Origin of the sequence: Chryseolinea soli (genome assembly GCF_003589925.1) — a bacterium.
Taxonomy (GTDB): Bacteria; Bacteroidota; Bacteroidia; order Cytophagales; family Cyclobacteriaceae; genus Chryseolinea; species Chryseolinea soli.
This window is the reverse complement of sequence record NZ_CP032382.1, coordinates 3,606,736-3,620,794: the sequence shown is the minus strand read 5'-3', so window position 1 is coordinate 3,620,794 and position 14,059 is coordinate 3,606,736. Positions and strand designations below refer to the sequence as shown.

The 14,059-nt window shown below is 49.8% G+C and carries 11 protein-coding genes; 2 read left to right on the top strand and 9 right to left on the bottom strand.

Annotation, left to right across the window (positions count from 1 at the left end; translation table 11 throughout):
- Positions 1-30: 30 nt before the first annotated feature.
- From D4L85_RS15570 to D4L85_RS15545, 6 genes are all read right to left on the bottom strand, one after another.
- Positions 31-429, bottom strand: coding sequence for a hypothetical protein (locus tag D4L85_RS15570; RefSeq protein ID WP_119755156.1), 399 nt, complete (start codon positions 427-429; stop codon positions 31-33).
- A gap of 140 nt (positions 430-569) precedes the next feature.
- Positions 570-842: a hypothetical protein gene (locus D4L85_RS15565; protein ID WP_119755155.1), complete on the bottom strand. Its 273-nt coding sequence runs from the start codon at positions 840-842 to the stop codon at positions 570-572.
- Positions 843-865: 23 nt separating this feature from the next.
- A complete protein-coding gene (locus D4L85_RS15560; protein WP_119755154.1) occupies positions 866-4,000 on the bottom strand; it encodes an efflux RND transporter permease subunit in 3,135 nt (1,044 codons plus the stop codon).
- A 49-nt stretch (positions 4,001-4,049) separates the two neighbouring features.
- Positions 4,050-5,105 (bottom strand): efflux RND transporter periplasmic adaptor subunit, encoded by a 1,056-nt coding sequence (locus tag D4L85_RS15555; protein ID WP_119755153.1) that lies wholly within the window; start codon positions 5,103-5,105, stop codon positions 4,050-4,052.
- Positions 5,106-5,140: 35 nt separating this feature from the next.
- Entirely contained in the window at positions 5,141-6,493 is a 1,353-nt protein-coding gene (locus D4L85_RS15550) for a TolC family protein (protein ID WP_119755152.1), read from the bottom strand.
- Between the two features lie 84 nt (positions 6,494-6,577).
- Positions 6,578-7,189, bottom strand: a complete 612-nt coding sequence (locus tag D4L85_RS15545) for a TetR/AcrR family transcriptional regulator (protein ID WP_119755151.1) — start codon at positions 7,187-7,189, stop codon at positions 6,578-6,580.
- A 209-nt stretch (positions 7,190-7,398) separates the two neighbouring features.
- On the opposite strand from D4L85_RS15545, the gene D4L85_RS15540 reads away from it, so the two are divergent.
- Both D4L85_RS15540 and D4L85_RS15535 read left to right on the top strand, forming a co-directional pair.
- Positions 7,399-8,646 (top strand): Clp protease N-terminal domain-containing protein, encoded by a 1,248-nt coding sequence (locus D4L85_RS15540; protein WP_160143759.1) that lies wholly within the window; start codon positions 7,399-7,401, stop codon positions 8,644-8,646.
- A 137-nt stretch (positions 8,647-8,783) separates the two neighbouring features.
- Positions 8,784-9,239: a nuclear transport factor 2 family protein gene (locus tag D4L85_RS15535; RefSeq protein WP_119755149.1), complete on the top strand. Its 456-nt coding sequence runs from the start codon at positions 8,784-8,786 to the stop codon at positions 9,237-9,239.
- A 157-nt stretch (positions 9,240-9,396) separates the two neighbouring features.
- Here D4L85_RS15535 and D4L85_RS15530 read toward each other — a convergent pair whose 3' ends face one another.
- The 3 genes from D4L85_RS15530 to D4L85_RS15520 all read right to left on the bottom strand — a co-directional run bounded on the left by D4L85_RS15530 (position 9,397) and on the right by D4L85_RS15520 (position 13,998).
- Positions 9,397-11,127, bottom strand: coding sequence for a tetratricopeptide repeat protein (locus D4L85_RS15530; RefSeq protein WP_119755148.1), 1,731 nt, complete (start codon positions 11,125-11,127; stop codon positions 9,397-9,399).
- 229 nt (positions 11,128-11,356) lie between these two features.
- A complete protein-coding gene (locus D4L85_RS15525; protein ID WP_119755147.1) occupies positions 11,357-11,974 on the bottom strand; it encodes a response regulator in 618 nt (205 codons plus the stop codon).
- Positions 11,974-13,998 (bottom strand): ATP-binding protein, encoded by a 2,025-nt coding sequence (locus D4L85_RS15520; RefSeq protein ID WP_160143758.1) that lies wholly within the window; start codon positions 13,996-13,998, stop codon positions 11,974-11,976. The genes D4L85_RS15525 and D4L85_RS15520 overlap by 1 nt, the downstream gene beginning before the upstream one ends.
- Positions 13,999-14,059 lie beyond the last annotated feature (61 nt).

Sequence of the window (14,059 nt, the reverse complement as noted above, 5' to 3'; positions counted from 1 at the left end):
TATCTTTCTTTGACCATGTCGCATTTACCCTCAAGACTTCCGCAGCCACTCCACGGCATCCGGCTCCGAAGAGAATAATTGCACGGCCACCCCGGCTATTTTAGACTGACTGTGAATTTTTGAAACGGCTGCCAACGCAAAAACATCTTCGGGCATGACTATCGCGACCCGCTTCACCCGGCGGTCGACCACCTTGGCAGCGTTATCGAGGATCAACGACTGCATTTCACCCGACAGCACTTTGATATTCCGCTGGTTGATCAACAGCGCCCGGACTCTTTTCTGACGGATGGTTTGGTCCAGTACCTGGTTGTCTTTCGCGGCCTCGTCCGGTTTCTGAAACCCATGAAACCGGGCGATCAAAATAGACCCTTCTGTCTGATAGATAAACTCCGTATTCGTTTTTGTGGCAATACTGTCGTTGTTCATGTGAAGTTGTACTTTTAAAATTTTCTATGATCTTGTTTCTGAAAACTGCTGATCGTACCAAGATGAATGCACAATCATATCATCCCGGTAAAAACCACAAGCAAAGGCTTTTGAGTTGGTCTCCTAGACGACTAGTGCTGTCAATTTAAATTGTCGTTCCCCTTCCAATTCACCGCGCTCAGCAATCGGGATAAATGCATCTTGCCCATGTCGTGATCCAGCGGATCAGGCGTTGCTGTTATGGTCATCAACGTGACTCCCATCATGGCCAGTAAAAAAGCCTGGTCAGAAATGGAATGGCTATCGAATTCGGTTCGTATGTTTGAAATGAAGCGTTCGATCTCTGGCGCGGATTGACAATTGCGGATGATCTCCGTCAGCTCGCGTATGGAAAGGACTGGTTTATTTTCCATGTTTTTATTTTGTTAAAGGATGATCAGTGCGACACTACCGTGCCGGAAAGCGTTTCTTCTTTTTTTGGAAATCTCTTTCTCCAGAGGTCGCCCACCCGGTCAACACAGTAGTATACGATCGGCACGACAAAAACCGTGAGACACAGGCTTGTGGTGAGTCCCCCGATAAGCACCCAAGCCAATCCATTTTTCCATTCACTTCCCGCCGCCGTGCTGGTGGCAATGGGAATCATACCGATCACCATGGCCAGGGTCGTCATCAAGATGGGACGCAACCTTGTTTTCCCGGCAGCGATCAGTGCCGTCCAGGTGCTGTCGCCGTGCTCTTTGCGATGGTTGGCAAAATCGACGATCAGGATCGCATTTTTGGACACCAACCCCAGCAACATGATCATCCCCAGGATGGTAAAAATGCTCATCGAAGATTTGGTAAGCGCCAGGGCAAGAAACACACCGATAAAGGCAACCGGAATGGCAAACAACACGACGAAAGGATAAACGAAATTGTTGTACAAGGCCACCATCACCAGGTACATCAGCAGCAGCGCCGCCACGATCGCCGCGGCCAGCGATCCAAACGATTCAGACTGACGCTCGGCATCACCCGTCCATCGCATGTCGATACCTGCCGGCAGCGGTTTTTCGGCCAGCGATTGGTTGATCCTGTCGCCTAGTTCGCCCGATGTAATACCGAGTATGTTGCTCTTCACCGTCACGGAAGCGCGTCTGTCCTTGCGCTCCAACACACTGGGGCCGCTGCTCTGCACGACGTTTGCAAACTGCGATAGCTTGATGATCTGCCCGGAATTGTTTACGAACGTGACATCTTTCACGTCCTCTACATCGTGTTTGTTGAAGTCATCAAACTTTACACGGATGTCGTATTCATTATTGCCGACGCGGTACTTCGCGTCATCGTTGCCGGCATAGGCGTTCTGTAATGTCGCACCGACGTTGTAAATGTTCAGTCCCAACTGTCCCATTTTCTCCCGGTCGATGTTCACTTCAACTTCGGGATTTCCAGCTTCTACGCTCAAACTGGTATTGATCGCACCGGGCATGAGGGCAATGCGCGCTTTCAGTTCGTTGGCCGCAGCCATCAGCTCCTGGCTGTTCTCGCCATTCAAAACGATCTGAATCGGGTCGCCGCCGTTGACCAGGCTCACCATGCTGGGACTCACTTTCACGCCGGGGAACAGCCTGGAGATTTCCTGGCTCTTCTTCAACATCAGTTGCTCAGTAGAAACACTCCGCTCCGTTTTATCGATCAGGGTCACCGTCAACTCGGTTTTATAATCCGAACCTACCCCGGCAACGAGCGAGGACGTGCTGCTACCCGCCACGTTGCTGAAAACCGTAGTCACGTCGGGTTGCTTGCGCAGATAGTTCTCGACCCCGATGCTACGCAGGTTGTTTTGTTTCACTGTCAGGCTCTTGTCGAACTCCAGGGCAAGACGGAATTGTCCTTTGTCGCTTTCGGTAACAAATTCATTGCCGATCACGCCCATGTTCATCACCACCCCGATCACACCAAAAAGCGCAACAATAAAACCCGACATGATCAACTTGTGCTTCAACGCCCATTGCAGTGCCCCGGTGTACCATTCGGTCAACGCCTCAAGCATCTGCTCGAACCAGATCAGTGGTTTATGAAAAAAGCTATTGTTGCTGAGTATCGTTATTTTCCCAAAACGCGAGGCAAGCCAGGGCGTGAGGGTATAACAAACAAACAAACTCATGAGCGTTGCCACCACGATCGTTACCGAATACTGGCGGAGCACGTCACCAATGGTATTCTGTATGAGACACAGCGGACCGAACACCACAACGTCGACCATGGTGATGGCCAGTGCCGAAAATCCGATTTCATTACGACCGTCCAATGCTGCCGTGCGCTTGTCTTTACCCATATGCAAGTGCCGGTGGATGTTCTCCAGCACCACGATGCTATCGTCAACCAGGATGCCGATGACCAGCGAAAGGGCCAGCAAACTCATCAGGTTCAGGCTAAACCCGAAGAAGTACATGGCAATGAAAGTAGAGATCAGTGAGGTGGGAATGGCCACTAAGACAATCACAGAATCTCTCAGGCTATGCAGGAACAAGACCATGATGGCCGCAACCAGGATGACCGCGATCATCAGATCATGCATCACCCCCTCGGCCGAATCGAGCGTGTAATCGGCCGAATCGTCGGCGATAATAAATTGAACCCCGTCGTTTGCATATTTCTTTTCCAGAGAAGCGATCTTTTCCTTCACCTGTTTGCTGATCTCCACGGCGTTGGCATCGCCTTGCTTCTTTATCAACAGGCCGATCGCATTCTGTCCGTTGTACCGGAAGACTGACGCCGGATCTTTTGTTAAATCAGAAACGGTTGCCACTTCCCCCAACTTCACCGGACTCCCTGCCACGGGAAGGGCAACCGTAAGATCATTTAATTGCGAAACAGATGTAAATTTTCCAGCCAGACGCACCGTCATCTGCCCATGGCTTTCCGACTTCACTTTGCCCGCCGGAAATTCTACGTTAGCGTTGTTGATCGCTTGTGTTATGCTCAGGATAGAAAGACCATAGTAATCGAGTTTATCCTTCATGACATTCACCTGTATTTCCCTTTCCTGTCCACCGATCAACGTGATCTCGCCCACACCGGAAATTTGTTGAAACTGCGGGTTGATCTCGTTCTTCATGATGTCGTAAAAATCCGCATTGCTCAATTTCGACGTTGCGGCCAATTGCATGATCGGCGAGTCGCTCGGCGTAACCTTTGAAATGCTCGGCGACTTCACATCGGTTGGGAGCTCACTTAAAATATTGTTGATCTTCCGCTGCACTTCCTGCTCTTTGCTGTCGATGTCAGTGCTGACGTTGAATTCAGCTGTGATGATCGAGTTGCCTTCCAGCGACTGCGACGAAATGGATTTGATCCCGTCGACACCGCTGAGCACGTCTTCGATTTCCTTGGTCACCGTTTGTTCGACGTTAACGGGTGCGGCACCCGGATACTGGGTCGTTACCACCAGCGTAGGCTGACTCATGTCGGGCATCAGCTCATAGCTGAGCTTGGTGTAGCAGAAAATGCCCCCGGCAATCAGGACCGTAAAGATCACGATGATCAGGGAGGGTCGTTTGATGGATATTTCGGTTAATGTCATCTTTTTATCATTTAACTTTTAATGAAATCTTGCAGGCGCTCAAGGGCGGTTAATTCGCGATAGACACTTTCGTTCCGTCACTCAGGTTCACCAACCCACCCGAGACAACTATTTCACCCTTTCGCAAGCCGCCAACAACCTCGATGCGGAGTTCATTTCCACTTCCCGTTTGGATGTCGCGGAGTTTTGAAACACCCGCTTCCACAACGTAAACCTGGGGCTTTACAGAAGAGCCCAACAACGCCGAACGCGGTATGGTGAGTGCATCGCCTGAAGCCTCGGAGTTGAGCACCACCGTGCCGTACATACCTGACTTTATAGCAGACTTGGGATTTGGAACCAGTATCTTCACCTGGAAATTATGCGATGCATCGGCCTTCGACCCGATCATGTCAACTTTTCCCCTGAAGGGCGCGTCGGGATAAACATCCGTCTTCACGTAGATCGTCTGGCCCAGGCTGAACTGTGCGATACTTTTTTCGGGAACGCTGATCTCCAGTTTCACCGAACTGATATCGGTCAACGTAGCCATCTGCATGCCGGGCGATACAATGGCGCCCAACTCGAAACTACGGCTTGTAATAATGCCGCCGAACGGCGCTGAAATTGTAAACTGCCGGATCTGTGTTTTCAATTGCTCTATTTGTGCTTGCGTGGTCAGGATCTCCGTTTTTGCATTGTCCATCTGAAGCTGTGTTACGCCCGAGCTGCCTTGTTGATATCGCGCAAGAGTGTTCACGGCCCGGTCATAGCTGGCTTGTGCAGATTGCAATTGCGCCTGGACAAGCCGATCGTCTAACTGGGCAATGCGTTGCCCCGTGCTCACCTGCGACCCCTCCTGAACGTTTACGTTTACAACTCTCCCGCTGGTCTCTGAACCAATGGTCACTTCCCGGTTCGGACTGAACGATCCGGTAAACGCGGCCGTCACATCAAACCTGCCCGCATCGACCGTGTCGACCTGAACCACCACCGCGGTATTGATGTCGGGGTGGTAGACTTTGGCTGCTACTTCTTTTTGATTGCTCATCAGCTTGAATGCCACAGTGGCAACCAAGGCTCCTGCGATCACTACGGTGATCGTAATTTTTGTTGATCTGTTCACGTGTTTACTGTTTTATGTTTTTGAGTGCGTTAAGTTTAATCGATACGGTTGGCTGCATCGGGCAGCAGCGTTCCCTGTGCTTTTTTCAGATTGATCTCCGCTTGCTTGAGATTGATCACCGCCGTTACGTAATTGTTTTGCGCGGTTTGCAGGTCATTGGTGGTGTTGATCACATCACTCACCTTCACAATCCCGCTTTGATATTGCTGGTTGATATCGGCCATTACCTTCTGTGCCAGGGCAAGATTTCTTTTTTGATTCTCGTAGGTCACCCGGTTGCTGCGGATGTCGGCGAGCGCGTCGGCTACATCTTTTTCATTTTGCTGAAGGGTCTGCATCGCCTGGACATCCAGTTTATTGATCTCCATTTGCCGCTGCCGGGCTTGGTACCGGATATTGAAGCCATCGAAAACCGTGATTTTTAACCGGATGCCGACAGCGGAGGTCGGATAGAATTTGCCGTTGATGTTCTCGAACGGATTGGCCGTATTGTTATAGCCATAGAGTCCGTAGTTGGCGAATAGCGACAGGGTTGGGAGATAGCCCGCTTTGATGTTCTTGTAGTCCAGTTCGGCAACCCGTTTGCTTTGCATCAACTGGAGATAATTTGTTTTCTGCTTGGCATCATAGTCAGCTTCCGGCATCACCATCACTTCGCTGTCGCGGAAAGCGTCGATGGCCACAGGCTCACTCAACGGCACGTTCATCAGCACTTTGAGCAGGTTGTAGTATTTCTCTTTATTGTTTTGAAGACTTTCCAGGTTAGCCCGGGTGTTGTCGCGTGTGACCGTGAGGCGGTCTGCGTCGGTTTGCGTGGCCAGGCCGGCTTTCAATTGATCGGTGGTGCTTTGCAAGAGTGCTTCCGTGTTCTGCAGATTCAGCTTCGTCAGTTCTTCCTGCTTCATCAAAGACTGGATGTTATAGTAGGTGGCCGCCACGTTGTAAACCAGGTCCTCCTGGCTGCTCCTGATCTGCAGTTGATTGCCGGTGACCAGGATCTTGGCGGCTTTCAAACCGATGAGCGCCGAGGGATTGTATAAATTCTGCGAGAGCTCCGCAGTGGCGTACTTGGTCTGACGAACACCTAAACGTGCAGCCGTGTAAGTCCCCTCCGGTCCGCCGAATGTTTCTGCGGGAATGACGCTGGCCTGTACCTGGGGTGCATACTGGTAGGAGCCATTCACCGTGACACTCGGCAGTAAGGCACTATAGGCTTGTTGGATCGACGCATCGGTTTTCGCCAGATCAAGTGCATCCGCCTTTAGTTGAAGACTTTGTTTGAGTGCGATCTCCGTGCATTGCTGAAGGTTATAGGTTTGCTGCGCTTCTACCCTTCCGCGCGCCATGAGCGCTAAAACAGCAAAGACCACAAATGCTTTTCGTTTCATATTATCTCGTTTATTGGGTTATTTGACATCATTATTCGACAATTTAATTCGACATTTTTGTCGAATTCAGGACAAAAAAAATTCCTAGGGCCTAAAAGCGGTTTCCACGATGTGAAGCAAGTGTTCTTTCCGGGCCTGCATCAGTCTCATGAAAGTTTCATCGGAAAGCCCCATGATCCCTTTGATCATAGACATGCCCGCAAATGGAAACATACACATGGACATCAGTGTCATGAGAATTTGGTTTGGCTCGCCGGCTATTTCGCCCTTGTCAACGCCTCTTTGTATGGCAGCCAAAAACCGTTCGGGAAGATCATGATCCAGTGAACCCCTGATCTCGCGGAAGAGGTCCGGATTCTCATTGAATTCATTGAGCATAAACAGGTCTATCTCGGGCGACTTTATCGCGGTGTCCATATAGTCTGTTACAAAGTGTTTCATCCGTTCGATGATCGGCAATTGTGCATCGTCAAAACTGGGCATTCGCGATACCACTTCTTTGAAAAAGTCCTGCAACACAGCCACAAACAACTTTTCCTTGTTGCGGAAGTAGTAATGGAGCGCCGTACGGCCAATGCCCGCCTCATCCGCGATCTCCTGCAACCGCGTGCCGGCAAACCCCTTTTTGAGGAACACCTTCTTGGCAGCGATTTTTATCAGGGTCTCTGTGTCGGTGGCCGTTTCGTCGTACAGCATTCGTTAAACTTTTTTGTCTGACACAAATGTCAGACGTTTTTCTGATATTTCCAACGAATCCAGGTGCGTTTTGTTTCAATTAATTATTAAATCATTGATTACAAGCATCTTACATCATGTTCTCGATGACGGTGGATAGACTTTTTAATTCCGGAGTCGCCTCCAAAACGCCCCGGTCCGATGTTGACATCGTTTCCTATCTTAAGCCCATGAATTTGTCAAATTACATGAAGGCAGTGCTCAAAGTTTCGCGCGACATTGCCATCGATCTGGGTTACTCCCATATAGCGACCATCCATTTTATTCTGGCTGACCTGGAAAATGAGAACAGCTTCTTGCTTCCGCTGTTGAAATCAAAACATATCTCATCCACCGATTTAAAAGATAAATTCAGACTCGGGCCAAGGCTGGAACACGTAGACGCGCTTCCGCTTACCGTGGTGGCCGAAAAAGTACTCAAAGAAGCCAGTCTCGAACGAGCGTTTCACCAAGGCACTGAAATCGAAGGTTTTCACGTCCTGCTGGCGGCCACCCGCGTGGACGACGATTGCAGAAGATTGATGAATAGCTTCGATCTGGGATACCATGCCCTGCAGCAGCATCTCCTGGAACAGAAAGTTATCGCTACGTTGCGCCCTCACTGGGAGCCAGTGAATGAACTGGAGTACCTACTCGCACAGGCCATCGACGAACCCGCTTACCGGCCAGCCTTCACGCGCAATTTGAGAGCGGCGGAAATTATATTCTTCACGGCCTTCGACAAGCCACCCGAAAACCACCAATACCAGATCCTGCGATTCGAAGGCGATGTCGTCCCGATATTCACTTCCATTCACCGGGCAGTTGAACAACAGCCGTTATCGGCCGATAAAAAACTCGTCGCCATCAACTTCGTAACGTTTTGCAAGAGTTTTCCCGAGCCCTTTCCAACGTTAATACTCAATCCGTTCTCTCTGTACAAAAAAGAATTCAACCCAAACGAGGTGAAATTCTGGGCTACCGGGGTCACTCCTGTTTCTTCAAAAGAAAAAGACAAAACAGAAGATAAGAATGTCTATGAGTTTCGTATCCAGGTTGGCACAGCGTATGCCAAGCTAAAAGCATCGCTTGCCCTATACGCCCAAACAAGACCACAGGTTCTTCAGATAAATTTCGGCGTTTCCACCAACGTCACCCTGGGCATAGCACATCGCGTGCTCATCGGACTCAGGCTCAACGCCGGTGAAGACAATGTCATTCCTGATATTATAGAAGATGTTGAGAGCATCGCCTGGGATCTTCTCGGCGACGAGCTTGAATTCATGATCGGAAATCTCGACCACCAAAGCGGATTGATGAATTCATTTCGCGAAGCACAGTTTATCATTTATGCTCCCGGTCAACCCACTGCTCAACCTGTTCCCGATCAGCCAACGCCGCCACAACCGGAGAAATGGTGGAAACGACTTTGGAAATAGGTATGTTGAGATTTCCCCTGGCACGCAAAAGCTCTTCAGATATCTTGAGAGCTTTTTTCTTGATGCTCAATCGCGTTATGAGTATATTCAGACAGCGTCAGCAATACCTCGGACACACCAACCTAAATAATTAAAATATGAAACACTTCATTCAGTCACTAGTGCTTCTATTCTTTGTGACAGGAGTTTCTCAGGTCACATTTGCTCAAGACCCCCGGGAATCTGAAATCAGACGACTGGAAAAACTGGAAAGGGAATCGGTATTAAAAGGCGACTCCATCCCCCTATTCGACAAAATCTGGTCACCAAAAATGATCGTCAATACCCCGGCCAACGTGGTAGGGACCGTTGAAGGAACGAAGGCTCATTTCAGATCGGGTGATCTCCATTACTTATCCTTTGAAAGGAATATTGAGAAGATGTCGTTTAATGATAACGTCGCCATTGTCATGGGGGGAGAAGTGATCAAACCTCAAGGCAAGCAGATAAATGCGGGCAAAGTTGTGACCAGGAGGTTTACGCATGTCTGGCAGTATGCTAATAATAGCTGGAGTCTAATCGCGCGACAAGCAACGATCATAAAAGTAGAGTAGCAATTCGGCGAGGCTGTTCAAATTTCTTAACTCAGTTTGATATTCAGGTCTCCAAAGCACAGCGAGTCCCAGCTGCACGGCAACTGGGACTCCTGTTAGCTTGTCCGTTTTTTTGAATCATTTGAATGTAACCTGACCAGATCCGACACTCCTTTCACTACCGGGTCATACAAAGAGAATTTGCCAAATAAACCAATGCATCCGGCGATTTTTCATCGACGCTTAAGGCCACATCCTTCCTCTTTTCCGGGTCGATCACCGAAGCCGTTAAGGCGACGTCGGCATATTTCCAAGCTTCGTCAAATTGCTTTTTAATTTCTGCGGCCTCCGAAGTTTTTCCTTGCGCGGTCAAACTCTCGAATAGCCCGTTTAGCGCAAATCCGTTTTTGGGCCAGTGCGTTAAATCCTCCCGGTAAATTTTTTCGGCTTGGGCGTAGTCCTTTGCTTTCAGCAATACATGGCCCAGGGTGTGGCGCACCGAAAAAAACCAGTCCGGCGGTTCATTGTAGTTGAGGTTGTCCTCGATGGCGATCGCGTCGGTAAGCAGTTGAATCGCTTCTTTGAACTGGCCAGCTTTCACAGCAAGTTCCGCTTGCAGCACTTTTGAAGATATCTGGCAGACATCGGTCACTTTATTTATTCCCCAGTTCATTTGCCCGGCTATCGACGGCGACTGGCTGAGTTCATTCAACTTCTTGAGCTCTTCCTTTGCTTGCTCAGCCTTATCCAGGTTGGCATAGGCCATGCCCCTGGTATAGTGCCAGATGGCCGTGGGGTAGATCAAATCTTCCGTCGGTTGCGGCAGTGTTAATATTTTTTCCCATTGGCCGAACTTGATCAATATATGGTTGGGGATGGTCAGGTAATGCTGGACCATCTCAAATCCCGGTTCGTGATAGTATTTCTTATCGACGAGGCCAGCCGTCTTGTAGGCGGCTTCAATGGAACGTGCGACGCGGCCTTCGAATGCTGCTGTCGCCGCGAGGAAGTGATAGTTGTGCGGGTAGTACATCTGTGGGTAGTAACCTTGCGACTTGCACTCGGCGATATAAATACTATCGGCAATCACCGCTGCCTCGTTGGCGATCGACCCTTCATGATAATCGCCGGTGTTGATATAAATATGAGAAGGCATATGCACCAGGTGTCCGGCCGAGGGCACGAGCGTCTTTAGCCTTTCGGCACTTACCAACGATTTCGAAAAGTCGCCACCTGCCTCGGTGGCGTGTAGATAAAGATGATTGGCCAGGGGATTTTCCGGATCTATTGATATCACTTTTTCGAGAAGCGACACGACCTCCGGTGTCCAGGACCGGGGCTCTCCACCTCTTCCGGCATAAAAGTCCCAGGGATGCAAATTCATGACCGACTCGGCATAAAGCGTGGCCACAAAGGAATGGTCGGGAAACTGGGTATAGGCTTGCTTCATCGCGTTGGCGAAACCTTCTGCATCGGTGGCCGCGGTGTCCATCGGAAATTTGATCTGAATGGCTTTGATGGCCGCTTTCTCCCAGGGCGATGCTCCCTCGCTGAGACCAACGGCTTTTGTCACGGCTTTCCTGATTTCGTTCACCGTTCCCATGTTGTCGACTGAATTAAAATTGGGGCCCAACACATAAGCTATTCCCCAATAGCCCATGGCAAACGTCGTATCTTGACGGATCGCCTCTCTGAACGACCGCTCCGCCTCTGCATGATTGAAATTATTGGCCATGATGATCCCCTGGTTGAAGAACATCTGAGCATGCTTTGACTTGGTGGTGACGGGAACGCTATAGCTTCCGATATTCTTCAAAACAGGAGCTTCAAAAGCAGGTTGACTTTCCTTGCAGCCTACGATCAACAAGGCTGCGGATGTCAAGAGGAAACAGGTTGTAATTATTTTCATATGTGGGGGTTTTTGGATCAAGTCGTTTGTCCAGCTACATATGATGTTGGATGAGCGTCAAAAGCCAAATTACAGGGAGTGACTTTGATGATCTGATCCGTTTCTGCCCCACAATACCGGACATCGTGAAAACTAAAAATACAAAATAATTCTTACCCCACAACAGGATGGCTACCGTTTAGCAAAAAGCGAGGACGAAGGAACTGGATCATCAAGCTGCTGCAGATCCCTAGATAAACTGATACTTCGCCGCCAACCGGATCAACACTGCCGTATTGTTCACGCCGAATTTCTCCAGCAAGTTCTTGCGGTGTGTATCGACGGTGGTGGTGCTGATAAAGAGTTTGTCGGCCATCTCGTGATTGGTCAGGCCTTCCGCGATCAGACTGAGCACTTCCTTTTCCCGCCGTGTAAGGATCGGCATTTTCGAATCCTCATTCTTCTTTACCGTCATGGCGGCTTCGTGGCTTAAAAATTTATGCCCTGCTGTGACGGCCTCAATGGCTTCTACGATCTCTTCGCGCGTCGCATTCTTCAACACGTAGCCGGAAGCGCCATGCTCCATCATTTTCTGAATGAAGCTTTGCTGATTGAATGAGCTCAGGCCGATGATCGAAATACGCGGGTACTTTTCTTTCACCTCCCGGCACAGGTCGATGCCGCTTTTATCGGGGAGGTTGACGTCCATGAGGATAACGTCGGGTTGTTCTTGCAACAGAAACGCCAGACACGATGCCGCGGTCATGGCGTGCCCCATCCATTCGATCTTCTTTTCCGGTTGAAGCAGCGAACGAATGCCTTCAATCACCATGTAGTGATCGTCGACGATAAAAATAGAAGTTGCCATTATACGGTCAGTTCAATGAGTACAGACGTTCCTTTTCCGGCTTGGGAGTTCACATCGAGTTTGCCTTTGAGAAATTCCACCCGGTGTTGAATATTTGTCCAGCCGATACCGGTGGACCTTCGGAGGATGGCGGTATCAAAACCCTTTCCGTCATCTTCCACGGTAACAGACACCGCACCTTCATTTTTCGTTACCTGCACGATGGCCGATCGCGCACCGGCATGCTTCACAATGTTCGTCACCAGCTCCTGGATGACGCGATAGATGGTGATCGCCGCAGTCTGGTCGATGGAGGCATTCTCCAGGCCGAAGGATTGATAATTGATTTGAAGGGCACCACTTTGGTGGATGTCATTACAATAGTCCCGCAGTGCGGTATCGAGGCCGAATTTCACCAGCGCTTCCGGCATCATGTTGTGCGCCACCCGGCGCATCTCGCGAATGGAACTGTCCAGCATGTCCATGCTGCGTTCGAAGGCCTGCGCGTTCTCAGGCGTCATGATCTGGTTTCCTTTCATAGTGTTCAGTCCATATTTAATGCCCGACAGCATGCCACCCAAGCCATCGTGCAGATCTTTTGCCAGGCGTGTACGCTCCTGCTCTTCGCCTTTCAGTACCGCTTCGGTGGCGGCAAGTTTCTTTTCGACTTCAAGCTCGGAGATGCGTTGCAACTGGAGCTTTTGTTTTTGACGGTAGGTACGATACGAGAGCACCAGGATGAGCAACAAGGCGCCGGTGCCGCCGATCAGCACATAGTTGATCATATTTTTTTGCTTGATCGATGCCTCCTGCAGCCGCTTCCCGGCTTCCAACTGTTCAATTTCGTTTTGCCTTTTTTCGTAATTGTAGCGGGCTTGCCGGAACTCCAACTGTTTGATGTTGTCTGCCTGGTACAGCGAGTCCTTGATAGCGCCCACGGAATCTTTGTACGCAAACGCCTTCGTGAAATTGCCCAACTGCTTATATACCTCGGCATAGTTCTCAAAGTACATCTGCTTCGACACGGTCCGGATGGAGTAGTCGAGGTATTTGGCGGAAGAATCGAGATGCGCGGCCGCCAGCCGGGGTTTCTTCAATTCGGCTTCGCACGCCGAGATATTTAAAAAGTTGTTGCCGATGTCGGGAGTGGAATTGTACTTTTTTGCAAAGTTCAGACATTCTGTGTAGTAGCGGATCGCCTGGTCGTACTGCTTGGTGTTATAGTAGTACATCGCCTTCATGAAGTCACTGCCATACATATAGTACAGGTTGTTCAACTCCGTTGCCATTATTTTTGCGGAGTCGAGGAAGACCAATCCCCCATCACCTTTTTTTGCCGTCACCAGGTTTCCGCCATAGGCATACAACGCGCCCATGCGGCTCGCCTTGTCTTTGCCCCGTCGCGCGAAATCAAGTCCTTTTTTGCTAAAGGCTAATCCTTCCTCGTATTTATTGATGGTACCGTAAGCGACAGATAGATTGCTGTACAATATACCCAGATCGCTATTGCGGGGATCTTCTCTCAGATAAACATCTTCGGCCCTCAGGTAATTTTCAATGGCCGTTTGATAATCGTTGTTCTGGTAATGGAGCAGGCCGAGATTGACATAGGCGGTGGCGGACGAAAGATTTGCCCGGCGATTTTCCGGATACTTCGAATAGATCCGTATGGCCTTTTCAAAATTGCCAATACCTTCCTGCGGATGGTTGGCCAGTTGCAAGGTGGCGGCCAGCGCATACGACTCGCCCCGGAAATAGTCGTTCTTCTTTTCTTCTGCCAAGCGGGTTATTTCTCGCTGATGGCGCCAGGCATTTGTGGTATCGGCGGTGCGCAGCTTGTTTGCGATCTGAAAATGGAGCCTCACTTTCACGGTGTCGTTCTTTTCGATCTTGATTTTATTTTCCAGGCTGTCGATCAGTTCCTTTTGTGCAGAGGACGGAAGCTGTGCAGATGCCGGAACATGCAGGAGGCCTATCGCGAACACTCCTGCGATGAAGAAACAAGTTATCGAAAGCCGCTGGCTCGGTTCGTGGTGAGTAGGCATAGGGTGGGTCTTTTCCCTGAATTTAATTCTAACCATCTACATTACAAATAAACGGCTGTAC

What these genes read in the sequence shown, in the direction of transcription:
- D4L85_RS15570 (WP_119755156.1), bottom strand. Translation starts at nt 429, where the DNA reads ATGAACAACGACAGTATTGCCACAAAAACGAATACGGAGTTTATCTAT.
- D4L85_RS15565 (WP_119755155.1), bottom strand. Translation starts at nt 842, where the DNA reads ATGGAAAATAAACCAGTCCTTTCCATACGCGAGCTGACGGAGATCATC.
- D4L85_RS15560 (WP_119755154.1), bottom strand. Translation starts at nt 4,000, where the DNA reads ATGACATTAACCGAAATATCCATCAAACGACCCTCCCTGATCATCGTG.
- D4L85_RS15550 (WP_119755152.1), bottom strand. Translation starts at nt 6,493, where the DNA reads ATGAAACGAAAAGCATTTGTGGTCTTTGCTGTTTTAGCGCTCATGGCG.
- D4L85_RS15545 (WP_119755151.1), bottom strand. Translation starts at nt 7,189, where the DNA reads ATGCTGTACGACGAAACGGCCACCGACACAGAGACCCTGATAAAAATC.
- D4L85_RS15540 (WP_160143759.1), top strand. Translation starts at nt 7,399, where the DNA reads ATGAATTTGTCAAATTACATGAAGGCAGTGCTCAAAGTTTCGCGCGAC.
- D4L85_RS15535 (WP_119755149.1), top strand. Translation starts at nt 8,784, where the DNA reads ATGAAACACTTCATTCAGTCACTAGTGCTTCTATTCTTTGTGACAGGA.
- D4L85_RS15530 (WP_119755148.1), bottom strand. Translation starts at nt 11,127, where the DNA reads ATGAAAATAATTACAACCTGTTTCCTCTTGACATCCGCAGCCTTGTTG.
- D4L85_RS15525 (WP_119755147.1), bottom strand. Translation starts at nt 11,974, where the DNA reads ATGGCAACTTCTATTTTTATCGTCGACGATCACTACATGGTGATTGAA.
- D4L85_RS15520 (WP_160143758.1), bottom strand. Translation starts at nt 13,998, where the DNA reads ATGCCTACTCACCACGAACCGAGCCAGCGGCTTTCGATAACTTGTTTC.